Here is a 24,424-nt window from a genome sequence, read left to right as displayed (position 1 = left end):
TTACGTGCGCTTTGATCCCTGGAATCCGGAATTCGTCGCCCACCCCTACGACGTCTACGACGAGCTGAGGCGGGAGCGGCCGGTCGGCTTCTTCGAGCCGACCGGCCAATGGCTGGTGGCGAGGCACGCCGACGTCAACGCGCTGCTGCGAGACCGCAGGCTCGGCCGGTCCTACCTGCACGTGGCCTCGCACCAGGAGCTCGGCAGGCCGGACGACCCCGAGTTCCAGGACCCGTTCTGGCGGGTGATCAGGGCAGGGATGCTCGACGTCGAGCCGCCGGTGCACACCAGGCTCCGGCGGCTGGTCTCGAAGGCGTTCACCCCCCGCATGGTCCAGGCCCTCCGCCCCAAGATCGCCCGCATGGCCGAGGAGCTCGTGGACGTCTTCGTCGAGCGCGGCGGAGGCGACCTGATCGCCGAGGTCGCCGAGCCGCTCCCGGTCACCGTGATCGCCGAGATGCTCGGCATCCCCGAGGCCGACCGGCACCTGCTGCGCCCCTGGTCGGCCGACATCTGCGGCATGTACGAGCTCCAGCCGTCGGTCGAGGCCCAGCACGCCGCCGTACGGGCGGCCGAGGAGTTCTCCGCCTATCTCGTCGAGCTGGCCCGCGCCCGCAGGGCCGACCCCGGTGACGACCTGATCAGCGCGCTCGCCCTGGTGGCCGACGAGGGCGACCGGCTCACCGAGGAGGAGCTGGTCGGCACCTGCGTGCTGCTGCTCAACGCCGGACACGAGGCCACCGTGAACGTCACCGGCAACGGCTGGTGGTCGCTCTTCCGCAACCAGGCGGAACTCGACCGGCTCCGCGCCGACCACACCCTGCTGCCCACGGCGATCGAGGAGCTGATGCGCTGGGACACCCCGCTGCAGATGTTCGAACGCTGGGTGCTCGAGGACGTCTCGGTGGGCGGGATCGACATCCCGCGCGGCTCCGAGGTGGCGCTGCTGTTCGGCTCGGCCAACCGCGATCCCGAGGTCTTCGCCGACCCCGCCCGCCTGGACGTGGGCCGGGCCGACAACCCGCACATCTCCTTCGGCGCCGGCATCCACTTCTGCCTCGGGGCACCGCTGGCCAGGGTGGAGCTGATCGAATCCTTCGGCGCCCTCCTGCGCAAGGCGCCGAAGATGGAACTCGTCACCGAACCCACCTGGGGTCCCGGCTACGTCATCCGGGGCCTCACCGCCCTCGATGTGCGGGTCTGAACCGGTCCGGAGCGGCGCTCTCAGTGGCGGCTCTGAGAGAGCCAGCCGAAGCCGCCGAGGCCGCCGGGGGCGATGAGCTCGGCCTCCTCGGAGGCCCTGGTGAGGGCCCGCAGGTAGCCGCGCGGGTCGTTTCCCGCCTGCTCGACCGGCGGACGGCTCCCGGTGACGCCCAGGGCGCGCAACGCCTCGCGCTGCGTGGTCAGCGCCGTCGTGACGGCTCCGGCGCTCTCGCCGGAGGCCGCGCAGGCGTCGAGCGCCACGTGGGCGGTGATGTCGCACGACCCGTCGGGCACGGGCGCGACCGTCGCTCCGTCCCGGTATCCGGCGAGCGTGCCGTACGGCGGCCGGTCGTCCAGAGCGTGGGAGTAGTCGATCGCGATCGCCCGGCCGCGCGCCAGCCGTACGATCACCGAGGCCCACGCCCTGTCGCGGGGCCTGCCGATCTCGGCACGCTCGCCGGGGGCCCGCATCCGCCACCAGCGGGCCAGCCACGCGAGATCCGCCTCGGAGGGGCTGTCACCGAGCCGCTCCTCACCGTTCGTGATGTTGACCAGGACCAGCCGGGGGCCGTCGGCCGTCTGCTCCACGATGTCGACGGGGACGTTGTCGAGCCACTCGTTGGCGATCACCAGCCCGTGGATCCCGTCCGGCGCGGCCTTCGCCCAGACGATCTCCTCGGGCAGCGCCGAAGGCCGGGGCGCCAGGTCGACCGCGGTGACCCGCAGTCTCGACCGGAGCGCGGACGGCGCCGCGGCGAGCACACCGGCCGCCAGCCTGCCCTCACCGGCGCCGATGTCGACCAGGTCGAGCACCTCGGGGCCGCCCAGAGCCTCGTCGATCGCGGCCAGCTCGCGCAGCACGGCCTCGGCGAAGACGGGGGAGGCGCCGACCGAGGTCCGGAAATGGCTGGAGGGACGCTCCCGGAGATAGAAGCCGCTCTCGCCGTAGAGGGCGTGCTCCATCGCGGCACGCCAGGTGAGCCACACGCTCTCAGACGCTACCCGCCGGGGCGAGGGAACGAGATCGACGCGCGCCGACGCTTCGAGTGAGTGCATGACCGCATTCTGTCATCGGTTTGCACGATCGTTGTTGACGCCACGTCGGCGCGTCGCCGTCCGAATCACCGTATGGGCCGGGTTTCCGGGCTCTTTCGTGGGTCACGTACGCTCCCGGTGTGCCCGATCCGGGCATACCGGGAGGAGACCTCGCCTCCGTTGCCGAACACGCGTCTTGACGCGGTCGCGACAGCACGGCCCGTTACTCTGGTCAATCGGGCACGGAACCCACATGGTCGAAGGACGGGACGTCATGGACGCAGTCGATCGCCCGGCACGGCTGGCCGTCGGAGTGGTTGGAGCGGGCAAGGTCGGTTCGGCGCTCGGCGCCGCGCTCGTCAGGGCGGGGCACCGGGTGGTCGCGACGAGCGGCGTCTCCGACGCCTCCAGGGAGCGGGCGGTCGAGCGGCTCGGGCTCGTCCCCGCGAGACCCGAGGACGTGGTGGCGGGCGCGGATCTCGTCCTGCTCACCGTCCCCGACGACGTACTGCCGGACCTGGTCTCCGGCCTGGTGGAGACCGGCGCCGACCTGCGCGGCAAGCTGGTGGCGCACACCAGCGGCGCGTACGGCCTCGCCGTGCTGAACCCGGCGATCAAGGCCGGGGCGCTACCGCTCGCGCTGCACCCCGTGATGACCTTCACCGGCCGTGACGACGACCTGCGCCGCCTCACCGGGATCTCGTACGGGGTGACCGCTCCCGACGCGCTTCGCCCGGTGGCCGAGGCCCTCGTCATCGAGATGGAGGGCGAGCCGGTCTGGATCGCCGACGAGGACCGGCCGCTCTACCACGCGGCCCTGGCGGGGGCGGCCAACCACATGGTGACGCTCGTCGCGGAGTCCTCGGAACTGCTGGAGAGGATCGGCGTGGAGCAGCCGGGCAGGATGCTCGGCCCGCTGCTCGGCGCGGCCCTGGAGAACGTGCTGCGGCTCGGCATCGCGGGGCTGACCGGCCCGGTGGTGCGCGGCGACGCGGGGACCGTCCGCAGACACGTGGACGCGCTCATCCTCGCCGCCCCCGAGGCGGCGGACGCCTACGTGGCGCTGGCCAGACTCACCGCCGACCGGGCGCTGGCGGCCGGGTTGCTCAAGCCCGAGGCCGCCGAGCGCCTTCTGGACGCCCTCGGCGGCAACAAATGGACCTGAACCCCCGGGAGGTTCCAATGATCGTGGCGGACGACCGTGCGGGGCTGCTCAAGGCCCGCGAGACCCTGGGGATCGGCGCGGGCGCCTTTTCCGGGGGAAGCGCGCTGGCACTCGTACCGACGATGGGCGCGCTGCACGAGGGACACCGCTCGCTCATCCGGCTGGCCCGCGAGAGAGCCGCGCACGTGGCGGTGAGCATCTTCGTGAACCCGCTCCAGTTCGGGCCCACCGAGGACTACTCCCGCTATCCCCGTACGTTCGACGCCGACCTCGAAGCCTGCGCGGCCGAGGGGGTGGGCGTGGTGTTCGCCCCCTCGGCCGAGGACATGTACCTGCCGGACAGGCAGGTCGGCGTGTCCGCGGGCGAGATGGGCTCGGTCGTCGAGGGGGAGTTCAGGCCGGGCCACCTCGACGGCGTGCTGACCGTGGTGCTGAAGCTGTTCAACCTGGTCCAGCCGGACGTGGCGGTGTTCGGGCAGAAGGACGCCCAGCAGCTCGCGATGATCCGCAGGATGGTCGCCGACCTGAACCTGCCGGTCTCGATCGTCGGGGGGCCCACGGTCCGCGAGCCGGACGGTCTGGCGCTGTCCAGCCGCAACCGCTACCTGTCGCGGGACGACCGGGTGGCGGCCCTCGCCCTGTCCCGCGCCCTTGAGGCCGGGGCCGGGCAGGCTCTCGACCGCGGTGACGGCGCGACCCGCACCCTTGGAGTGGGAGCCGGGCGGCGCGCGCCCGCGGAGATCCGCCGGGCCGCGCTCGCCGTCCTGGAGGCCGAGCCGTCGCTCGCGGTCGACTACCTCGTCCTGGTCGACCCGGCGACCTTCGCGGAGGTCGGCGACGACCACACGGGTGAGGCGATCCTCGCGGTGGCCGCGAGGGTGGGGTCCACCAGGTTGATCGACAACGTCACGCTCGACATTCGCTGATCCGCGGCCGTTCGGCGGTGGGGCCCGTGAGTCGCGGAGGAGGGCTCCCGTTTCGACCTCCGTCGGGGTGTACGGCCCCGAGCTGCCATGATTTCGGCGTTCGGGCGAAATGTCCTACCCCGGGGAACAGCCGATTCGCGGGGGGCGTTATCGTCACACTGACGAAATGAACGGCCTCTAACGAGCCCCGCGAGGAGGCGGCTATGAGCATCCCGGCCATTCCCCAGAGGTTGACCGCTCCCGCTCCGGGCTGGACGGTACGGGCGGACGTGGTCGTGGTGGGCTCCGGCATCGCCGGCCTCACCCTGGCACTGCGGTCCGCCGCCCTCGACCCCGGGGCGAAGGTCCTCGTCGTCACCAAGGACGTCCTGTCCTCGGGATCGACCCGCTGGGCACAGGGCGGCATCGCCGCCGTGCTCGACCCGCGGGACACCCCCGAGGAACACCTCTCCGACACGCTCGTCGCCGGAGTGGGCCTCTGCGACGAGGAGGCCGTCCGCACCCTGGTGACCGAGGGACCCGACGCGCTGCGCGGCCTGATCGCGATGGGCGCCCGGTTCGACACCGACGCCTCGGGGGCACTCCAGCTCACCAGGGAGGGCGGCCACCGGCGCGACCGCATCGTGCACGCGGGAGGCGACGCCACCGGGGCCGAGGTGCAGAGGGCGCTCGTCCAGGCCGTGAGGGAGTCGGGGATCGAGGTGATCGAGCACGCGCTCGTCCTCGACCTCCTCAAGGACGCCGAGGGCCGCACCGCGGGGGTGACCCTGCACGTCATGGGCGAGGGTGAGCGCGACGGGGTGGGCGCGGTCACGGCGGGGGCCGTGGTGCTGGCCACGGGAGGCATGGGGCAGGTCTACTCGGCCACCACCAACCCCCTCGTCTCCACCGGCGACGGAGTGGCGCTCGCGCTGCGCGCGGGCGCCGTCGTCAGGGACCTGGAGTTCGTCCAGTTCCACCCGACCGTCCTCTGGCTCGGCGAGCACTCCACCGGCCAGCAGCCGCTGATCTCCGAGGCGGTGAGGGGCGAGGGGGCCGTACTGGTCGACGCGGACGGCACCCGCTTCATGCGCGACGTTCACGAGCTCGCGGACCTCGCCCCCCGCGACGTCGTGGCGAAGGCGATCATGCGGCGGATGCGCGCCACCGGCGCCGACCACGTCTATCTCGACGCCCGCCACTTCGGCGAGGAGAAGTGGCGCACCCGCTTCCCGACGATCCACGCGGTCTGCCTGGAACACGGCATCGACCCGGTCACCCAGCTGATCCCCGTCGCGCCCGCCGCCCACTACGCCAGCGGCGGTGTCCGCGCCGACCTGCGCGGCCGTACCAGTGTGCCCGGCCTGTACGCGTGCGGCGAGGTCGCGTGCACCGGTGTGCACGGCGCCAACCGGCTCGCCTCCAACTCCCTGCTGGAAGGTCTGGTCTTCGCCGGGCGCATCGCCGCCGACATCCACGAGGCGCGTACCGTCCTCGCCGGGAGCGCCGGGAGCGCCGGGAGCGCCGGGAGCGCCGGGAGCGCCGGGAGCGCCGGGAGCGCCGGGAGCGCGACGCGGCCGGTCGAAGACGAGCCGGCCGCGAGTGGGTCGGTCGTGGGCGAGTCGGTGACGGGTGGGCCGGTCGCCGATGACCGGCCCACCGGCCTGATCGACCCCAGGGCCCGGAGCAGGATCCAGGGGCACATGAGCCGGGGAGCGAGCGTGCTGCGCGGCCAGGAGTCCCTGGGAGAGGTCGCCAGGGCCCTGCTGAACCTCAGGTGGACCCCGGTGGTGGTCGAGCCGTGCACCGAGTCCTGGGAGACCACCAACCTGCTGACGGTCGCCTCCGCGCTCGTGGCGGCCGCCCGCGAACGCGAGGAGACCCGGGGGTCACACTGGCGTGAGGACTTTCCCGAGCGGAACGACGACCGGTGGCTGGGCCACCTCGACATCACCCTGACAGCGGAGGGGCTGGCCATGACATACGCACCGCACGGGCAGCGCGCGAGCGCGCTGCCGCCCCAGGTGGAGAACGACCTCATCGAGGCGGGCCTGGACCCGAGGGCGGTGACCGCGGTCCTGGAGGCCGCCGCGGCCGAGGACCTGCAGGAGGGGGGCGACGTCACCAGTGTCGCCACCATCCCCGCCGACCAGACCGCCACCGCCGACGTGGTGGCCCGCGCCGACGGCGTGGTCGCAGGGCTGGCCGTGGCCGAGGGCGCGTTCTCCCACCTCAGCCAGGGCCGCCTGGTGACCGAGCGCAGGGTCAAGGACGGCGAGCGCGTCGCCGTCGGCGACGTGCTGATGACCGTCACCGGTCCCACCAGGGACCTGCTGACCGCCGAGCGCACCGCGCTCAACCTGCTCACCCACCTGTCCGGCATCGCGACCCTGACCGGCCGCTGGGTCCGGGCCGTCGAGGGGACCGGGGCCAGGATCAGGGACAGCCGCAAGACGCTGCCGGGACTGCGGGCCCTGGAGAAGTACGCCGTCCGGTGCGGCGGCGGAACCAATCACCGCATGTCACTTTCGGACGCCGCGCTGATCAAGGACAATCACGTGGTGGCCTCGGGTGGGGTCGCCGAGGCGTTCCGGGCGGTCCGTGACGCCTTTCCCGGCCTGCCGATCGAGGTCGAGGTCGATCGGATCGACCAGATCGAGCCGGTGCTGGCCGAGGGAGCGGAGGAGATCCTGTTGGACAATTTCACCGTCGAGGAGCTGGCGCGGGCCGTACGGCTGGTGGACGGCAGGGCGCGGCTGGAGTCCAGCGGGGGACTGACCCTCCAGGTCGCTCGTGCCGTGGCGGAAACGGGTGTTGACTACCTTGCCGTGGGCGCGCTCACGCATTCGGCGCCGGCGCTGGACATCGCCTTGGACCTTCGGGGGAATTGATGCTGCTTGCCATCGACGTCGGCAACACTCACACCGTTCTCGGACTCTTCGAGGGTGAGGACGTCATCGAGCACTGGCGGATCGCCACGGACGCCCGGCGGACGGCTGACGAGATCGCCGTCGTGCTCCAGGGGCTGCTCGGGCAGTCGCCGCTGCTCAAGGGCGCCGACGTCAACGGCATCGTGATCTGTTCCACCGTCCCCTCGGTGCTCAACGAGATGCGTGAGATGTGCCGCCGCTACTACGGCGACGTGAACGCGGTGATCGTCGAGCCGGGCGTCCGCACCGGGGTGCCGGTGCGGATGGACAACCCGAAGGAGGTCGGCAGCGACCGCATCGTCAACGCGCTGGCGGCGATCCAGCTGTACGGCGGGCCGTGCGTCATCGTCGACTTCGGCACCGCGACCTCCTTCGACGCCGTCTCCGCCAAGGGGGAGTACGTCGGCGCGGTGACCGCCCCCGGCATCGAGATCTCGGTGGACGCGCTCGCCACGGCGGGGGCGCAACTCCACAAGGTGGAGCTGATCCGTCCTCGCTCCGTGATCGCGAAGAACACCGTCGAGGCGCTTCAGGCCGGCATCATCTACGGCTTCGCCGGTCAGGTCGACGGGATCGTCGAGCGGATGGCGGCGGAGCTCGCCGACGACCCCGACGACGTCACCGTGGTCGCCACCGGCGGCGCGGCGCCGCTCGTGGTGAGCGAGGCCCGCTCGATCGACATGCACGAGCCCTGGCTCACGCTGATCGGCCTGCGCCTGATCTACCACCGCAACACGCCCTGAGGACGCCGGGGCACCGGGAGAGTCCCTCCCGGTGCCGGACGGGGGGAACTCACGGGGTTCGCCGCATCGGTACCCTTTGGAACTGTGACCGATGACGTGACCACCCCCGCCGAGGATCTGCCCGAGCAGATGCGCGTACGCCGGGAGAAGCTCGACCGCCTCCGTTCCGAGGACGTCGACCCCTATCCGGTGAACTTCCCGCGCACCGCGACCAACGCCGAGATCCGCCAGAAATACGCCGATCTCTCCGCTGACACCGCGACGGGCGACAAAGTGGGTGTCACCGGCCGCGTGATGCTGTCCAGGACCGGAGGCAAGCTCTGCTTCGCCACCATCCGCGACGGCTCAGGCGATCTCCAGATCATGGTCTCCCTGGACAGGGTGGGCGAGGAGTCCCTCGCCGCGTGGAAGCGCGACGTCGACCTCGGTGACCACGTGGGCATCGAGGGCGAGGTCATCACCTCCCGCAGGGGCGAGCTGTCCATCCTCGCCGACCGCTGGGCGATCACCTCGAAGTGCCTGCGCCCGATGCCGGAGAAGCACGCCGGGCTCACCGACCCCGAGGCGCGGGTCCGTCAGCGCTACGTCGACCTCATCGTCAACGACGAGGCCAGGAAGATGGCCCACACCCGCAGCGCCGTGGTCCGGGCCGTCCGCGACTTCTGGCACGAGGAGGGCTACCTGGAGGTCGAGACGCCGATGCTTCAGCCGATCCACGGCGGAGCCACGGCCAGGCCCTTCAGGACCCACATCAACGCGTACGACATGGAGCTCTACCTCCGGATCGCGATCGAGCTCTACCTCAAGCGGCTGGTGGTCGGCGGCCTGGAGAAGGTCTTCGAGATCAACCGCAACTTCCGCAACGAGGGCGCCGACTCCACCCACAACCCCGAGTTCACGATGCTGGAGGCGTACGGCACGTATCTCGACTACAACGACATCGCCGACCTGACCCAGCGGATGATCCAGAAGGCCGTGATGGCGGCCCTCGGCCACTCCGTCGTCGTCCACCAGGGCCAGGAGGTCGATCTCGGGCTGGCGAAGTGGCCGCGGATCACCCTGTACGGATCGGTCTCCGAGGCGCTGGGCGAGGAGGTCACCACCGAGACGCCCCTGGAGCACGTCCGCAAGCTCGCGGACGCGCGGGAGATCCACTGGGACGCCAAGTGGGGTCAGGGCAAGCTGGTCCAGGAGATCTTCGAGGCCCTCGTCGAGCACACGCTCATCCAGCCCACGTTCGTCATGGACTATCCGCTGGAGACCTCCCCGCTGGCACGCAACCACCGGGACAACCCCCTCCTCACCGAGAAGTGGGACCTGATCGGCTTCGGTACCGAGCTGGGCACCGGTTACTCGGAGCTGAACGACCCGGTCGAGCAGCGCCGCCGCCTCACCGAGCAGTCCCTGCTCGCCGCGGGCGGCGACGCGGAGGCCATGCAGCTTGACGAGGATTTCCTCACCGCCCTGGAATATGCGATGCCGCCCACCGGTGGCATGGGGCTCGGGATCGACCGTCTCATCATGGCCTTCACCGGCAAGAACATTCGCGAGACCATCCTGTTCCCGCTGGTCAAGCCGACCGCCTGAGCACGGCGAAGGGCGGCACGCAGGGATCTTGTGGTGGCGTCGGCCCCGGGCACCGCCCGGGGCCGGCGCCGTTTTCATGTGGTGGCGCGGTGAGACCGCCGTGAGTGCCGCGGGGCCGTCGACGAGACGGACGGGACGGACGGGACGAGAGCTGAGGGCTGGAAACGGTCGTCGCGCCCATGGTCCCCCATAATGCCGGACGCCTTTCCGTGCGGATCAGAAATCCATTTCCAGCACGTCCAATATCGCTTTCGCGTCCCATCGTCACCGCGTGATACTTCACGAATGCCGCGAAGCCGCTTCCTCGACCCCTATATTTCCGTCTTTTTCGCGGCGTGTCGTCAAGGTGGCGGATGGTGATGGCCGCCGAAGACTATCGGGAAGAGATCGGTTTTTACCGAGAAATGCGGGCAGTCCGGATCTCCGGAGGACCCGCTCCGGCGCGCCCGGCGGGGCGAGGGCTCCCGCGAAACCTTGTTCTGCCAGGACTTCGATCACCGCAGCCAGGGGTACCTGCCGGCTCGTGCTCGGGATGGGTCATGACATAGCCGCAAAGGCACTGACATATCATGAGTACTTCATGTAGCGCCTACTATGTCAATACTGGACGCGCGCTATGAAGAGCGGAACTTGACGACCTTTGAACAAGGCGTTTACCGTTCCTGGCGGACGGTATTCATTTCCGGCGTCTCGCACCCGGTTTCCAGAGTGGGGGGAGTGACTCTTGATGGCATATCCAGAAGTGGATTCACGCCATGGCGACAGCCCCCTGGGCATGAGCGATATCGGTCTCAGCGATGACGATCTCGTGCTGCTGGCTGAGCTCGCCAAGGGTGTCACGGTCGATCGGGTGGGGCGTCGCCTCGACATCAGCGGGCGGACCGTCAGGCGCAGGCTGAGAGGCATCTGCGACCGCATCGGTGTCGCCACGGCGATCGAGGCCGTCGCCTGGGCCGCACGCCGTCGCCTGATCTGACACGGCACCGCACGCGTGCCCGGCAGGTCGGGCCGGGCACGCGTGCGGACAGGGCAGGGGGGCGGGGTGGGGCACGCTCAGGCGGCGATGCGGACGCCTCCGACAAAGGGCCGGTTGTCGATCGTGGTGATGTGGACGACGTCACCCGTCCGGGGCGCGTGGACCATCAGGCCCGCGCCGATGTAGATCCCGACATGGTGCAGGTCGCTGTAGAAGAAGACCAGGTCTCCGGGGCGTAGCTCTTTCCTGGAGACGTGGGTGCCGGCGGTCCACTGGTCGCCGGTGTAGTGCGGCAGGCTGATGCCGACCTTCTGGTAGGCCCACATGACCAGCCCGGAGCAGTCGAAGGAGTTGGGACCCTCGGCGCCCCAGACGTACGGCTTGAGCTGCTGGGTGAGCGCCCAGCGGGTCGCCTCCGCGGCCTTGCCGCTTCCCACGATGGGCACGTTGGTCTTCACCCGGGCGCCCCTGTTGCCGACGGCCCTGGCACGCACCTCGCTGAACAGGTCGCTCTCGACCCGCGCGACCAGACGCTCGATCTTGGTCCGGTTGCCGTCGATCTCCGCCAGGAGCTTCTTGACCTCCGACGTCCTCGCCTTGGCGCCGGCCTTCGCCCGCTCGGCGGCCTCGATCGCCCGGGCGACCTGGGCGACCTCCTCGCTCTGCTGCTGCTGGAGCGCGTAGTTGGTGGTGGCCTGATCGAGGAAGGTGTCGGGGTCCGTCGCCTGTGTGAAGGCGAGTCCGGAGTTCAGGCCGCCCGACATGTAGGTGCTCTGCGCCAGGAGGGTGGCCTTGGTGCGACGGGAGGCCAGCTCCGACTCGCTCGACGCGAGGATCTTCTCGGCGCTCTCCGCGGCCCGCTGGGCCTGCCTGAGCTTGACCCGCTCGCCGTTGTACCGCTCGGCGAGGACGCCGATCTCCTCGTGCAGTTTCTCGGCCTGCTTGGCCAGCTGCTGGAGGCTGGGTTCGGGGTCGGCGGTGGCCGCGACCGTCGGTGTGCCGAGAGTGAGGGTGGCGAATGCCAGGCCGATCACCGCCATGCGGCGGCGCAGCCCGCGCGGCGCGCGTTCTCGACGGCGGGCGTCGTCGCCCGCGTTCTTTCCTCCGCGGTCGCGCTCGCGCTTCACCAACGGGCTCCTCTCCTCGGCCGCCTACCGGGTTAGCTGACGGGTTCGGGCCGGAGGCAGCCCTACCGAGTGCGCCGGTGGCACTCGGATTCACCCCCAAGGACGTGGTGGGTCCCCGGTTCCCCGTGGTGAGGGATTCGGCGGGTCAGGCTTTTACGTCTCTGACATCGAGCACGGAGATTAGTGCACCCGTGGTTCCTGCTCAACCAGAACTGCGAATTCAGTGGAGGTTCCGCAACTGAAGTGTCACGGAAAGATCACATGTCAATATGATCAACATGGCCATTACGCTGCCTTTACCTCCCCGGCGGGGGGTGCGGGGAAGGTCTTCCCAGGTCCGGGACCGTACCAAAGGTGAGTTGTGGCACACGTGAGATGCCGCGCGCCCAGTGTGGTAAAGCGATTACCGGCGGTCATGTGAGGGGGGTGTGCCGCGAGTTAAGGAGGAGCCGTAATTGAAGACCGGTGAGGACGTACGCTGAACGGTCATGGAGCAGCTTGCTGAGCATTCTCCCGTGCCGGTCGTGAGCACCCCGGGCGGCGGGGAGCGACGCGCGGGACCCGAGGGGGCGGAGCCTGACCCGCCCCTGCCCGCGGCGGCCGAGGTCGCGGAGATCGCCAAGGCCGCCGAGGTCTCGGTCCGTCGTGCCCGGACCCCGGACGTCCGCGCGATCAGGCGGCTCGTCGACACCTACGGCGGCGTCGGCCCCCGCCTGCTGGAGAAGGCCACCGTCACCCTGTACGAGGACGTTCAGGAGTTCTGGGTCGCCACCGACGCCGAGGGGGCGGTCATCGGCTGCGGGGCTCTCCACGTCCTCTGGGAGGATCTTGCCGAGATCCGCACCGTGGCCGTCGATCCGACCCGTCGCGGGATGGGAATCGGCCACCGGATCGTCTCCGCCCTCATTCGCACGGCCGCGGAGCTGGGCCTGCGCCGGGTCTTCTGCCTCACCTTCGAGGTCGACTTCTTCGCCAGGCACGGTTTCCGCGAGATCCAGGGCACGCCCGTCGCTCCCGCGGTCTACGCGGAGCTTCTCGCCTCCTACGACGAGGGCGTGGCGGAGTTTCTCGATCTGGAGCACGTCAAGCCCAACACCTTGGGAAACACCCGGATGCTGCTCCACCTGACACGTGAGCCCGACTGTGATGACTTTGGAGCTGACTGATCGGAAAGGTGACTGTCGATACCTATGTCGATACCTTGTGCAGCAGCAAGCATGTGCGTCTGACATTTGCCACATGCGCAGTCTAAGTGAGGTGACGCGGTGAGCACCGGACAGCCGCCGTATCCACAGGATGATCCCGACCGCGATCGCACACCGTCGGGACACCCGGATTACGGACAGCACAACGCGGGTCGAGCCGCTGGCGAACTCGATCCCGACGTAACGGTCATGGGATATCGGTCGGAGGCCTCACAGCCGAACACCGGCCCAGGACAGAGCCAGCCCGGCTACGGCCAGGGTTACGGGCAGCAGGGCTACGGCCAGCAGCCCGGTTACGGCCAGCAGGGTTACGGCCAGCAGCCCGACTACGGGCAGCAGTCCCAGCAGCAGGGCTACGGCCAGCAGGGCGGGACGGGGTCGTACGGGCAGCAGCAGCCCGGCTACGGCCAGCAGTCCCAGCAGCAGGGTTACGGCCAGCAGCCCAGTTATGGCCAGCAGGGCGGGACCGGCGGGTACGGCCAGCAGGGCGGGACGGGGTCGTACGGGCAGCAGCAGCCCGGTTACGGCCAGCAGGCGTCCCACGAGCAGTCGGGCTACGGTCAGCAGTCCCAGCCCGGTTACGGCCAGCAGGCTTACGGCCAGCAGCCGGGCTACGGCCAGCAGGGGGCCCAGCAGCCCGGCTACGGTCAGCAGCCGGACTACGGGCAGCAGTACGGCCAGCAGGGTTACGGCCAGCAGCCCGACTACGGCCAGCAGGGCTACGGCCAGCAGCCCGGCTACGGGCAGCAGGGCTACGGCCAGCCGTACGGCGGTCCTCCCGGGGCGCCCGCCCCGCTCGCGGAGTGGTGGCAGCGTCTGCTGGCGAGGCTGGTCGACGGGATCATCCTGGCGATCCCGGGGGTCATCATCAGCCTGGTGCTGACCGCGATGCTCGTGACCGCCCCCACCTTCGACGGCACGTCGATCACGGAGGGGAGCGGGACCTTCCTCGCCGGGCTCCTCATCGCGTTGGTCAGCGCGGCGATCTACATGGCCTACGAGTTCCTCATGCTCAGCAGGGGCGGCCAGACGGTCGGCAAGATGGTCATGGGCATCAAGGTCGTGCCGGTCGGCAGTGCCCTGCCGCCCGGTGGGCTCGGCTCCGACATGGCGGTCAAGCGCGCCGGGGTGATGTTCGGCCCGCAGTTCCTGAGCTGGATCCCCTTCGTAGGCTTCCTCTTCAACATCTTCAGCCTCGTGAACGTCCTGTGGCTGCTGTGGGACAAGCCGCTGCAGCAGGCCCTGCACGACAAGGTGGCGGGGACGGTCGTCGTCAAGATCAAGTAGTCCCCTGAATAACGGGGCCGGCGGTTCAACCGCCGGCCCCGTTTTCGTGCGCGGGTGAGAAAACGGGGGCCCTTAGGGGTCCGTAAGGGTCTCGGGGGCCGGGGCGCGGAAGCCTCAAAACCATTTGCCGCGCCCTGAGCAACGCGGGGGAAGTTATGACCGAGTCTCGACCCGCTCGCCGGAATATTCGCGTACGTTGCCCACAACGGGCTCACGTCCGCCCTGGGCGCCCTATGAGGGGTCAATGCCGGATCCGTCCCCGTCGGGGGTTCGTGCACTACTCGCCGAATGGTCGGCGCCGCGCGCCTCCGGCATCCTCGGTGACCTCGCGTCGGATTCTCTTCTTCGCCTTCCGCCGTGTGTTCGGGGCAGCCGGTGAAGACCTTCTTACGGATCCGGATCGGGGCGCCCGGTGTTGGCGAGGTTGTCTGAGGAGTGCATCGTGTTTGGTGGTTATACGGTCTACGACTATGTACTCCGTGCCAGAGTGGGTCGTACTCTTGGCAAGAAAGTGTTGAAGATCCGTCTTGTTCCATACACTTGTGTCACATCGGTTCACACCGAGGTGATGAAGCGAGCAGCTCCCCGTCCGGGCGTTCTGTCGACGGAGGGCATTCTCGCGATGAAGTCGTCGGCGGCGATCTCAGGCTCCATGGCAAGGTGTTGTTCATCCCGGCGGACAGCCCCCTTCAGCAGGGACTTCGTCGCCGGGAGGTCGATGGCGCAGCGGCGCGGAAGCCGCGCGGCATTGGTATTACGGCGACGATGATGATCACCTGATCGTCCACCTGGTTTTTCCTCGTGCCTTTACGACCACAACCGGTAAGAGAGCTGGAGAGAAGCATTAGGCTGGAGGAAGACGGCATGGTCGCCCCTGCGCGCGTGTCGCCGGTCGGTGGCGCTATGGTCATCTATGGGCGGTTCCAGCGATCGGGTGCGCTCGCGAGGCCCGGAGAGCCGCCGCCACATTTTCATGGTCCCCAGAAAGCCACCCACGGTGCGGAGCGAGGGCGAATGTACGACGTATTGTCCGCGTTGATACCCCCGGCGGTCGTCGGCGGGGCCTTCATCTTCGGAGTCGTCAAGCTACTTCGGAGTGAAGCCGCCGGCCGACGTCCGGCAAAACGGCCCGACCCCGAGTCGCAGAAGAGCTGATCCACCGGAGGCTCGACCGGTGAGTCTCGGTTGCCTGTGAGAATCGCCGAGCTCCTGGAATTGCCGCTCTTCGATCGCGGGTATATGTTTAGCTTGCGAATGAAACAATACTCCGCGAAAGGATTGTGTAGATGGCCAAGCAGATCCAGGAGATTCTCATCGACGACCTCGATGGGGGCGAGGCCAATGAGACTGTCGCCTTCGCGATTGACGGCACCAGCTATGAGATTGACCTGAGTGACGTTAACGCGAAGAAGCTCCGCGACTCCCTGTCGCCTTTCGTGCAGAGCGCCCGCCGTTCCGGCGCCCTGGCTCCCCGCCGCCGCCGCGCAGGCGGAGCGCGGGCACTCACGCGAGAGAAGAGCGCCGACATCCGGGCGTGGGCGAAGTCTCACGGACTCAATGTCAGCGAGCGCGGTCGGATCGCCTCGAAGATCGTCGAGCAGTACGAGCAGGCTCACTAGATCGGCTCAGTAGATCGAGTGAATCATGCGGTTATGGCGGTCACGGTGGGGTCCGGTGGCGGCCATGACCGCATGATGCGTTTTACTGGAAGACAAACGTCGTTCGCTTGCGGCGTAGCGGGAACATCGCACCCCCCATAAGTAGTTGGATGGAGGGTGAACGCCCTGCGCTCGGGGAACGTCTTCTGCATAGAGCGGTCGCCGGGTCGGGGCTACCATGCGGGATGACAGGGCTCGGATATCCCGGACCTGCCTGACCGCTCTGTGAGGAGCGACGAGATGTTCGAGAGGTTCACCGACCGCGCACGGCGGGTTGTCGTCCTGGCCCAAGAAGAGGCCCGGATGCTCAACCACAACTACATCGGTACGGAGCACATTCTTCTTGGCTTGATCCATGAAGGTGAAGGCGTTGCCGCCAAGGCTCTGGAGAGCCTCGGCATCAGTCTTGAAGGTGTGCGTCAGCAGGTCGAGGAGATCATCGGCCAGGGTCAGTCTGCGCCGTCGGGGCACATTCCGTTCACCCCGCGTGCCAAGAAGGTCCTTGAGCTGTCGCTCCGCGAAGCCCTGCAACTGGGACACAACTACATCGGCACCGAGCACATCCTGCTCGGCCTCATCCGTGAGGGCGAGGGCGTCGCCGCCCAGGTGCTGGTGAAGCTGGGAGCCGATCTCAACCGGGTCCGGCAGCAGGTCATCCAGTTGCTCCACGGCTACCAGGGCAAGGAGCCGGCCGCCGCGGGCGGTCCGACCGAGGCCGCACCGTCGACCTCCCTTGTGCTGGACCAGTTCGGCCGCAACCTGACGCAGGCCGCCCGTGAGGGCAAGCTCGACCCGGTCATCGGCCGGGAGAAGGAGATCGAGCGGGTCATGCAGGTCCTGTCCCGCAGGACCAAGAACAACCCGGTCCTGGTGGGAGAGCCCGGCGTCGGCAAGACCGCCGTCGTGGAGGGCCTGTCCCAGAAGATCGTCAAGGGCGAGGTGCCGGAGACGCTCAAGGACAAGCAGCTCTACACCCTCGACCTGGGCGCCCTCGTGGCGGGTTCCCGTTACCGCGGTGACTTCGAGGAGCGGCTGAAGAAGGTCCTCAAGGAGATCCGCACCCGAGGCGACATCATCCTGTTCATCGACGAGCTCCACACGCTCGTCGGCGCGGGTGCCGCCGAGGGCGCGATCGACGCCGCCAGCATCCTGAAGCCGATGCTGGCCCGAGGCGAGCTGCAGACCATCGGGGCCACCACCCTCGACGAATACCGCAAGCACCTGGAGAAGGACGCGGCGCTGGAGCGACGCTTCCAGCCGATCCAGGTGGCCGAGCCCAGCCTCAGCCACACGATCGAGATCCTCAAGGGCCTGCGCGACCGTTACGAGGCACACCACCGCGTCTCCATCACGGACGGCGCCCTGGTGGCCGCCGCGCAGCTGGCCGATCGCTACATCAGCGACCGGTTCCTGCCGGACAAGGCGATCGACCTCATCGACGAGGCCGGCTCGCGCATGCGCATCCGCCGCATGACCGCGCCGCCGGACCTCCGCGAGTACGACGAGAAGATCGCCAACGTGCGGCGCGACAAGGAGTCCGCGATCGACGCGCAGGACTTCGAGAAGGCCGCCGCGCTGCGTGACCAGGAGAAGCAGCTCCAGCTCAAGCGCGAGCGCCGTGAGAAGGAGTGGAAGGCCGGCGACATGGACGTCGTCGCCGAGGTCACCGAGGAGCTCATCGCGGAGGTCCTGGCGACCGCCACCGGCATCCCGGTCTTCAAGCTCACCGAGGAGGAGTCCCAGCGACTGCTCCGCATGGAGGACGAGCTCCACAAGCGGATCATCGGCCAGGACGACGCCATCAAGGGTCTGTCCCGCTCGATCCGCCGTACGCGCGCCGGTCTGAAGGACCCGCGCCGTCCGGGTGGCTCGTTCATCTTCGCCGGTCCGTCCGGTGTCGGTAAGACCGAGCTGTCCAAGGCGCTGGCCGAGTTCCTGTTCGGGGACGAGGACGCGCTGATCATGCTGGACATGTCGGAGTTCATGGAGAAGCACACCGTCTCCCGTCTCTTCGGCTCGCCTCCCGGCTATGTCGGATACGAGGAGGGCGGTCAGCTGACGGAGAAGGTGCGGCGCAAGCCGTTCTCGGTCGTCCTGTTCGACGAGATCGAGAAGGCCCACCCCGACATCTTCAACTCGCTGCTGCAGATCCTGGAGGACGGTCGCCTGACCGACGCCCAGGGCCGGGTGGTCGACTTCAAGAACACCGTCATCATCATGACGACGAACCTCGGCACCCGAGACATCTCCAAGGGTCAGGGCGTCGGCTTCGCGAAGAACAACGACGCCGAGTCCAACTACGACCGGATGAAGTCGAAGGTCCAGGAGGAGCTCAAGCAGCACTTCCGGCCGGAGTTCCTCAACCGTGTCGACGACATCGTGGTCTTCCACCAGCTCACGCCGAAGGAGATCATCCGCATCGTCGACCTGATGCTGGCCCAGGTGAGCCTGCGTCTGAAGGACCGCGACATGGGGATGGAGCTCACGCAGGAGGCCAAGCAGCTGCTGGCCGACCGTGGCTACGACCCCGTGATGGGCGCCCGTCCGCTCCGCCGTACGATCCAGCGCGAGCTGGAGGACATCCTGTCCGAGAAGATCCTGTACGGGGAGCTCCGTCCCGGCCAGATCGTGAAGATCGGGATCGAGGGCGAGGGGGAGAACGCGAAGTTCACCTTCATCGGTGAGAACGCGCCGTCTCCCCAGGTCCCCGACTCGGCCGCGGCCATCGTGTAGCCGATCCAGGACCGGGGCAGGCCGGACATGGCCTGATTCAGGCCAAATGAGCAGACCCCGCCGTGAGGAGACTCACGGCGGGGTCTGCTCATTTGTTATCTAAGACGGTATTTCGCCACGACAGGTAGTACTACACTCTGTAGAGTGAGTTCGGTGACTCTCACCCGGACGATCTGAAAGCAGTACCGGCTGCGGTGAGAGCGGTATCGAGGTAAGCCCGGCGACGTACCGAGGAATCAGCTCCGAGAGTGACGCGGAGATCGGTGCCCGCGCGGGATGCTTCAGACGACCGGGCCGGACTCCCGGCCGGGAGGGCTCCGGCTCGCGCCGCCGTCGACGAGCGGCGCGGGGGTCATCGGGGACGCTTACACGGAAGCACGCTTTGGAGGCACGCATGCGTTTACGGCACGAGGACGGGACGCTCGTTCACCTGGCCTACAACGCGGGCGTGCACCCCGCCGAGGATCTGGAGAACCTCATCGCGCACCTCACCCGGTACGCGGTGCCGGTGCGCAAGCGCCTCGGGGTGGAGCGCATGGGGGTCGGCCTCTGGCTCTCCCCGAGCGTCGCCGACCATCTCACCTCCGACAGGATCGAGCTGGTGCGCCTGCGCCGATCCCTTGAGGAGCGCGGCCTGGAGGTCGTCAGCCTCAACGGCACCGGCGGCAGAAACCAGGAGGTCCCCGGTCCCGACTGGGCCAAGCCCGAGCGTTACCGCTACACGATGGCGCTGGCCAAGATCCTCGCCTTCCTGCTCCCGCAGGACGTCCGCTTCGGGAGCATCTCCACCATCCCCATCGGCTGGCGCCGCGACTGGCCCGCCGACCTGCACTCGATCGCCTCGCGACGGATGGAGCGCCTCGCCCGCGAGCTGCGCGGTCTGTACAGCGTCACCGGCAAGACGATCAGAGTCGGTTTCGAGCCGTGGCCCGGATGCGTGCTGGAGACCACCAAGCAGGCCCTCGACCGGGTCGGCGGCATCGACTCCGAGCACCTGGGCATCTGCCTGGACGCCTGCTATCTCGCGGGCGGCTCTGAGGAGCCGGGAGCCGCCCTGCGCGGCCTGGCGGACACCGGAGCCCCCGTGGTGAAGCTCGGCCACGTACACAACCACATGGCCGCCGCGTGCCAGGAGCTGCCCAGCACCCGCCCGGTCCTGGAGGACACCCTCACCGCGATGCTCTCCGGCGCGGTGAACGGCACCGCCCACATCGAGGTGGAGACCCACGATCTGGCCGTGCCCCTGCGGGGCAAGGGCCCCGGCGCCCTGGTCAACGTGATCGCCGAGGAGCTCGACTGGGCCCGCACCAGCCTCACCGCCCTCGGTCTGCGCCTCGCCGCCTGACCTTCCCGGCCCGACGCCCCGTCGAGCCTCGCTCGACGCCCTGTCGTGTCGATGTCGAGGGCGGACTCACCGCCCTCGGCGCCGGACGGCTCCGAGAGAGGTGTCCTGATCTCTCCGTGCCACGGCGCCCATCACCGGGAAGTGTCACGGCGCTCATCACCGGGAAATCGTCGAAGCCCTCGGCTCCAGGAAGAGCCGAGGGCTTTCGCGGCGTCGGGACGGCACACCTCAGACGTACGAGAACTCCGGATGCGGGTGCATCAGGAAATCGTGGTGGGAGATGTTCCAGGCGTAGGCACCGGCCATCAGGAACTGCACCAGATCGCCGGTCGCCAAAGCCGCCGGGACCCGGCGCGCGAGGGTGTCCTTGGGAGTGCAGAGCTGGCCGACGATCGTCACCGGCTCGCCCTCCATGGCGATGACCATCGGCTGGTCGTGGCCCTTGGTCGCGGGCGTGCGGATGTGGTGGGTCCCACCCGCCACGATGGCGAACAACTCGCCGTGGACCCGCTTGACGTCCAGCACACGGGTCACGTACCGCCCGCAGTAGACCGACACGGACCGGCCGGGCTCGACGCGCAGCGTCTCACCGGGGCGGCGCAGCCCCGCCAGGCCCTTGCCGTAGGTCTCCCAGTCGAAGACGGCGCCGGGGTCGGCGTAGTCGACGGCCATGCCGCCACCGAGGTTGATCTCGGTCAGGCCAAGACCGCGGGCGTAGCCGAGCACGCCGTCGGCGACCTCCAGCATGCGCGGGGCGTCCAGGCCGCTGGCCAGGTGGGCGTGGACGCCGCGCAGGCGCACCGCGTCCTGGCGCTCCAGAAGCGCGAGGCACTCCTCGACGCCGGCCGGGTCCATGCCGAAGGGGGTCGCGCCGCCGCCCATCGCCAGGGCCACGTCCCCCAGCGAGAGGGCGAGGTTGGCGCGGAGCAGCACGTCGGCCTCCCGCCCGGTGGCGATCAGGCGGCGCAACTCGTTCGGGCTTTCCACGTGCAGCCGTTCGACGCCGTGATCGAGGGCGAGCCGGAGCTCGTCGTCGGTCTTGCCGGGGCCGCCGAACGCGATCCTGGCCGAGGGGAGCACACCCCGCACATGCTCCAGCTCGCCACCGGAGGCGACCTCGACCCCGTCCACGTGCCGGGCCAGCACCCGCAGCAACTCCGGGTCCGGGTTGGCCTTCGCCGCGTAGTACAGCTCGACTCCCGGAAGCGCCGCCCGCACCGCCGCCGCGTGCGCGTCCAGGGCGGCCAGGTCGTACACATAGGCGGGTAGCCTTCCGGCCGCCGCCAGCTCACGGGCTCTTACGGTGAGAGCGTCCACAAAAAATCTCCGATGGATGTGGGATGCCGAAGATCAGGTGAGAGAAAACGTGGATTCGACGTACCGCACCGGTTGGTGACTCAGCCGGGGAGGCGGTAGGTGCCGTCGTCGAGGACCTCGGCCAGGCCGTCCGCGATCAGACCGTCGAGGGCGCGTTCGCGCTGCGGGGCGTCGTCCCAGACCACGTCGAGGGCGTCCTTGGGTACGGCGCCGTGGGCCTGGCGCAGCACCGCGAGGAGGCGGCCACGGCACTGGCGGTCCGTTCCCGCGTACGTCTGGCCCTTGCGCGCCGGGCCGTCGTGGGCCGGTTTGCCCGCGAGGCGCCAGGCGCACAGGTCGCTGATCGGGCAGTCGGCGCAGCGGGCGGCGCGAGCGGTGCAGACCAGGGCGCCCAGTTCCATCACGGCGACCGCCCAGACGGGTGCGCGGTCGGCGTCGGGGAGCAGGGAGGCGGCGAGCCTGCGTTCCGGGGGCGTGGTGGCCTTGGGCGGATACTCCTGCCCGCTGACGGCCCGCGCCAGGACCCGCCGCACGTTGGTGTCGAGAACCGCGTGGCGGCCCTTGAAGGCGAAACTGGCGACCGCGGCGGCGGTGTACTCGCCGACGCCGGGAAGTGCGAGCAGGGCGTCGTGGCCGGTGGGGACCTCTCCGCCGTGCCGTTCGGTGATCGCGCGGGCGCACGCGTGCAGGTTCAGTGCCCGGCGGGGGTAGCCGAGGCGGCCCCAGTGGCGTACCGCCTCGCCGGGGGACTCGCGGGCGAGGGAGGCGGGCGTGGGCCAGCGCTCCATCCATTCGGTCCAGACGGGAAGCACCCTGACCACCGGGGTCTGCTGCAGCATGATCTCGCTGACCAGGATCGACCAGGGGGAGGCGCCGGGCGTACGCCAGGGAAGGTCGCGGGCGTTGCCGGCGTACCAGTCGAGGACGGGTTCGAGTAAGCGGTTCGGCTCGGGCACCTTTCGACGATAGTGCGGGCACGGACAGGCGCAGCCAGGCACGGGCAGGCACGGGCAGGCGCGGACGCCTTGGCCCGGCTTCGTCTGTCTGCACCTGTCTGCACTTGGCGGTTTCTGTCCGCGCCTGGCTGTGCCTGCTCCGTGCCTGCTCCGTGCCTGTTCCGTGCCCGCCCCGACCATTGACCTGCGGCCGAAACAGGCCGGAAGCGGCGGGTCGTCTCCTGTGGTCCGCCAGGACTAACCATACTGAGCGTATGGATCCCGACACGTTCCGTGGTGACGTCGGAGCCGACGTCTACTGGCGGCGCCGGATAGCCGCGCTTGTCGGTGTGCTCGTGGTGGTCGCCGTCGTGGCGTGGGCCTGCTCGTCGACGGGCGGGCCGGATGACGTCAGGGAGAGGAGCACCTCGGCCACCGGACAGCAGACACCTGACCCGCTGACGGCCGTCCTGCCGACCATGACGGTCATCCCCTCGACGTCCGCGAGCCCGACGCCCACGCCGAAGGCGGCCGCGCGGCCCAGACGGCCGGGCGAGGCCTGCGTCTCCCCGCAGCTCGTGCTGAGCATGGAGGGCAAGGGGACGATCTACCCGGCGGGAGTCCAGCCGCGCTTCGTCCTCACCCTCGTCAACGTCGGCAAGGTGATGTGCACCACCGACGTCGGGCCGCGCGCGATGGAGATGCGCATCACCTCCGGCAACGACCGCGTGTGGTCGTCCTCCGACTGCGTCGGCGGCGACGCCGTCAAGATCCGCGAACTCGACCGGGGCATCCCGTACGTCAGGGAGCTGGTGTGGGACCGCCGCCGCTCCGGTGGCGACTGCACCGCCGACCGCGCCGCCGCCCTGCCGGGCACCTACGTCGCGGTGGTTCACGCTCCCGGCCTGAAGAGCCGCAAGGCGGTCTTCCACCTTCGGTAGCCGTCGGGTCTCCCGCCTGGCGAGACCTCAGGCGGTCTTCCACCTTCGGTGGCCGTCGAGGTTGCCGTCCGGCGGGACCTCAGCCGTCGAGGTTCCCGCCTGGCGGGACCTTGAGGCCGTCCTCGGGGATCATCGTGGGTGGCCTGGGCTCGCTTTTCGCGGTCGTTGGGGGCTGTCGAATCCGAGAGGGCGGGACACCGGGTACGCCGTGGGCTCACCCCGGCCCCGCCGGGGTCTCAGACGTAGCGTTCCAGGATGGACGACTCCGCGAGCCGGGAGAGGCCCTCCCGGATGTGGCGGGCCCTCGCCTCGCCCACCCCGCCCACCTCCTGGAGCTCGCCGATGCTGGCCGCGAGGAGCTTCTGCAGGCTGGCGAAGTGGTCGACGAGGCGATCGACCACCGTGTTCGGCAGACGCGGGACCTTGGCCAGCAGGCGGTAGCCCCGCGGGCTCACCGGGGTCTCCAGGGCGTCGTTGCCCGCGTGGCCGAGGATCTGGGCGACGACCGAGAGGTCGAGAAGCTCGGCGGAGGAGAGCTGGTCGAGCTCGTGCAACGCCTCGGCGAACTTGCGCGGGCGGCGGCCGGCCGCGGGCAGGTAGTCGCGCACGATCAGCTCACGGTCGCTCTCCGTGCCGGCGACGAGCTCGTCCAGCTGCAGGGAGAGCAGCCGGCCGTCGGTGCCGAGCTCGACCACGTATCCCGCGATCTCCTCGGAGATGCGCCTGACCATCTCCAGCCGCTGGGCGACCACCGCGATGTCGCGGACCGTCACCAGGTCCTCGATCTCCAGCGCGGAGAGAGTGCCGGAGACCTCGTCCAGGCGGAGCTTGTAGCGCTCCAGCGTGGCGAGGGCCTGGTTGGACTTGGACAGGATGACCGCCGACTCCTCCACCACGTAGCGGATGCCGTCGAGGTAAAGAGCGATGATCCGCATGGACTTGCTGAGCGAGATGACCGGCAGTGACGTCTGCAGGGCCACGCGCTGGGCGGTGCGGTGCCGGGTGCCGGACTCGTCGGTGGGAATGGACGGATCGGGCATCAGGTGCACGGCCGCGCGTACGATCCTGAGATCGCCGGAGTTGAGGACGATCGCGCCGTCCATCTTGGCCAGCTCGCGCAGCCGCGTCGCGGAGAACTCGACGTCCAGCTCGAAGCCGCCGCTGCATATCTCCTCGACCGTGCCGTCGTATCCCAGCACGATCAGGCCACCCGTGTGCCCGCGGAGAATGCGCTCCAGTCCGTCGCGCAGCGCGGTGCCGGGTGCGACCGCGGCCAGGACGGCTCTGCGACGTTCGTCGAGTCCTTTGTAGTTTGCTGGCACATGACCCCCG

At 69.3% G+C, this 24,424-nt stretch carries 17 protein-coding genes, 1 pseudogene and 1 riboswitch; of the genes and pseudogenes, 13 read left to right on the top strand and 5 right to left on the bottom strand.

All coding sequences use genetic code 11. From position 1 onward, the window contains the following. Nucleotides 1-4 precede the first annotated feature (4 nt). A complete protein-coding gene (locus AB0B96_RS11965) occupies nt 5-1,204 on the top strand; it encodes a cytochrome P450 (RefSeq protein WP_362897985.1) in 1,200 nt (399 codons plus the stop codon). Nucleotides 1,205-1,224: 20 nt separating this feature from the next. Here AB0B96_RS11965 and AB0B96_RS11960 read toward each other — a convergent pair whose 3' ends face one another. Next, nucleotides 1,225-2,259, bottom strand: a complete 1,035-nt coding sequence (locus tag AB0B96_RS11960; protein WP_362897983.1) for an SAM-dependent methyltransferase — start codon at nt 2,257-2,259, stop codon at nt 1,225-1,227. Between the two features lie 253 nt (nt 2,260-2,512). On the opposite strand from AB0B96_RS11960, the gene AB0B96_RS11955 reads away from it, so the two are divergent. The 6 genes and pseudogenes from AB0B96_RS11955 (at nt 2,513) to AB0B96_RS11930 (ending at nt 10,544) form a co-directional block, all read left to right on the top strand. Beyond that, nucleotides 2,513-3,403, top strand: coding sequence for a DUF2520 domain-containing protein (locus AB0B96_RS11955; protein WP_350941534.1), 891 nt, complete (start codon nt 2,513-2,515; stop codon nt 3,401-3,403). A gap of 104 nt (nt 3,404-3,507) precedes the next feature. Next, nucleotides 3,508-4,329 (top strand): annotated as a pseudogene (gene panC / locus AB0B96_RS11950) (pantoate--beta-alanine ligase); the annotation flags it as partial. 203 nt (nt 4,330-4,532) lie between these two features. Next, complete coding sequence (locus AB0B96_RS11945) at nt 4,533-7,199, top strand: L-aspartate oxidase (RefSeq protein ID WP_362897981.1); 2,667 nt, start codon at nt 4,533-4,535, stop codon at nt 7,197-7,199. Next, nucleotides 7,199-7,981, top strand: coding sequence for a type III pantothenate kinase (locus tag AB0B96_RS11940; protein WP_350941530.1), 783 nt, complete (start codon nt 7,199-7,201; stop codon nt 7,979-7,981). Before AB0B96_RS11945 ends, AB0B96_RS11940 begins: the two co-directional genes overlap by 1 nt. An 84-nt stretch (nt 7,982-8,065) precedes the next feature. Then, nucleotides 8,066-9,568: a bifunctional lysylphosphatidylglycerol synthetase/lysine--tRNA ligase LysX gene (gene lysX, locus AB0B96_RS11935; RefSeq protein ID WP_350941529.1), complete on the top strand. Its 1,503-nt coding sequence runs from the start codon at nt 8,066-8,068 to the stop codon at nt 9,566-9,568. Nucleotides 9,569-10,343: 775 nt separating this feature from the next. Beyond that, entirely contained in the window at nt 10,344-10,544 is a 201-nt protein-coding gene (locus AB0B96_RS11930; RefSeq protein ID WP_030905642.1) for a LuxR C-terminal-related transcriptional regulator, read from the top strand. A gap of 77 nt (nt 10,545-10,621) precedes the next feature. On the opposite strand, the gene AB0B96_RS11925 is transcribed toward AB0B96_RS11930, so the two are convergent. Continuing rightward, the gene (locus tag AB0B96_RS11925) at nt 10,622-11,671 is read right to left on the bottom strand and encodes an NlpC/P60 family protein (protein WP_362897978.1); all 1,050 of its coding nucleotides are present in this window, start codon (nt 11,669-11,671) and stop codon (nt 10,622-10,624) included. Nucleotides 11,672-11,676: 5 nt separating this feature from the next. Further along, nucleotides 11,677-11,824: riboswitch (cyclic di-AMP (ydaO/yuaA leader) on the bottom strand. Nucleotides 11,825-12,285: 461 nt separating this feature from the next. Between AB0B96_RS11925 and AB0B96_RS11920 the strand changes: the two genes are divergently transcribed. The 5 genes from AB0B96_RS11920 to AB0B96_RS11900 all read left to right on the top strand — a co-directional run bounded on the left by AB0B96_RS11920 (nt 12,286) and on the right by AB0B96_RS11900 (nt 19,899). Then, on the top strand, nt 12,286-12,837 hold the full coding sequence (locus tag AB0B96_RS11920; RefSeq protein WP_362898294.1) for an amino-acid N-acetyltransferase: 552 nt from the start codon (nt 12,286-12,288) through the stop codon (nt 12,835-12,837). A 228-nt stretch (nt 12,838-13,065) separates the two neighbouring features. Continuing rightward, a complete protein-coding gene (locus AB0B96_RS11915) occupies nt 13,066-14,163 on the top strand; it encodes an RDD family protein (protein ID WP_362897976.1) in 1,098 nt (365 codons plus the stop codon). A 1,286-nt stretch (nt 14,164-15,449) separates the two neighbouring features. Next, nucleotides 15,450-15,782 (top strand): Lsr2 family protein, encoded by a 333-nt coding sequence (locus AB0B96_RS11910; protein ID WP_350941526.1) that lies wholly within the window; start codon nt 15,450-15,452, stop codon nt 15,780-15,782. A gap of 279 nt (nt 15,783-16,061) precedes the next feature. Continuing rightward, entirely contained in the window at nt 16,062-18,554 is a 2,493-nt protein-coding gene (locus AB0B96_RS11905) for an ATP-dependent Clp protease ATP-binding subunit (RefSeq protein ID WP_350941525.1), read from the top strand. A 394-nt stretch (nt 18,555-18,948) separates the two neighbouring features. Next, nucleotides 18,949-19,899, top strand: coding sequence for a TIM barrel protein (locus tag AB0B96_RS11900; protein WP_362897973.1), 951 nt, complete (start codon nt 18,949-18,951; stop codon nt 19,897-19,899). Nucleotides 19,900-20,127: 228 nt separating this feature from the next. Here the strand turns inward: AB0B96_RS11900 and AB0B96_RS11895 are convergent, their stop codons facing one another. Together AB0B96_RS11895 and AB0B96_RS11890 are read right to left on the bottom strand one after the other, a co-directional pair. Next, on the bottom strand, nt 20,128-21,216 hold the full coding sequence (locus AB0B96_RS11895) for an alanine racemase (protein WP_362897971.1): 1,089 nt from the start codon (nt 21,214-21,216) through the stop codon (nt 20,128-20,130). 80 nt (nt 21,217-21,296) lie between these two features. Beyond that, on the bottom strand, nt 21,297-22,172 hold the full coding sequence (locus tag AB0B96_RS11890) for an A/G-specific adenine glycosylase (protein WP_350941521.1): 876 nt from the start codon (nt 22,170-22,172) through the stop codon (nt 21,297-21,299). 254 nt (nt 22,173-22,426) lie between these two features. On the opposite strand from AB0B96_RS11890, the gene AB0B96_RS11885 reads away from it, so the two are divergent. Then, the gene (locus AB0B96_RS11885; protein WP_362897968.1) at nt 22,427-23,092 is read left to right on the top strand and encodes a hypothetical protein; all 666 of its coding nucleotides are present in this window, start codon (nt 22,427-22,429) and stop codon (nt 23,090-23,092) included. 236 nt (nt 23,093-23,328) lie between these two features. Here AB0B96_RS11885 and disA read toward each other — a convergent pair whose 3' ends face one another. After that, entirely contained in the window at nt 23,329-24,414 is a 1,086-nt protein-coding gene (gene disA, locus AB0B96_RS11880) for a DNA integrity scanning diadenylate cyclase DisA (protein WP_362897966.1), read from the bottom strand. Nucleotides 24,415-24,424: the final 10 nt, after the last annotated feature.

Origin of the sequence: Streptosporangium sp. NPDC049046 (genome assembly GCF_040649155.1) — a bacterium.
Lineage (GTDB): Bacteria > Actinomycetota > Actinomycetes > Streptosporangiales > Streptosporangiaceae > Streptosporangium.
Note: the sequence above shows the minus strand (reverse complement) of the source record. Positions and strands in the feature narration are given on the sequence as shown.

What these genes read in the sequence shown, in the direction of transcription:
- AB0B96_RS11910 (WP_350941526.1), top strand. Translation starts at nt 15,450, where the DNA reads ATGGCCAAGCAGATCCAGGAGATTCTCATCGACGACCTCGATGGGGGC.
- AB0B96_RS11960 (WP_362897983.1), bottom strand. Translation starts at nt 2,259, where the DNA reads ATGCACTCACTCGAAGCGTCGGCGCGCGTCGATCTCGTTCCCTCGCCC.
- AB0B96_RS11915 (WP_362897976.1), top strand. Translation starts at nt 13,066, where the DNA reads ATGGGATATCGGTCGGAGGCCTCACAGCCGAACACCGGCCCAGGACAG.
- AB0B96_RS11885 (WP_362897968.1), top strand. Translation starts at nt 22,427, where the DNA reads ATGGATCCCGACACGTTCCGTGGTGACGTCGGAGCCGACGTCTACTGG.
- AB0B96_RS11945 (WP_362897981.1), top strand. Translation starts at nt 4,533, where the DNA reads ATGAGCATCCCGGCCATTCCCCAGAGGTTGACCGCTCCCGCTCCGGGC.
- AB0B96_RS11955 (WP_350941534.1), top strand. Translation starts at nt 2,513, where the DNA reads ATGGACGCAGTCGATCGCCCGGCACGGCTGGCCGTCGGAGTGGTTGGA.
- AB0B96_RS11905 (WP_350941525.1), top strand. Translation starts at nt 16,062, where the DNA reads ATGTTCGAGAGGTTCACCGACCGCGCACGGCGGGTTGTCGTCCTGGCC.
- AB0B96_RS11940 (WP_350941530.1), top strand. Translation starts at nt 7,199, where the DNA reads ATGCTGCTTGCCATCGACGTCGGCAACACTCACACCGTTCTCGGACTC.
- AB0B96_RS11930 (WP_030905642.1), top strand. Translation starts at nt 10,344, where the DNA reads ATGAGCGATATCGGTCTCAGCGATGACGATCTCGTGCTGCTGGCTGAG.
- AB0B96_RS11900 (WP_362897973.1), top strand. Translation starts at nt 18,949, where the DNA reads ATGCGTTTACGGCACGAGGACGGGACGCTCGTTCACCTGGCCTACAAC.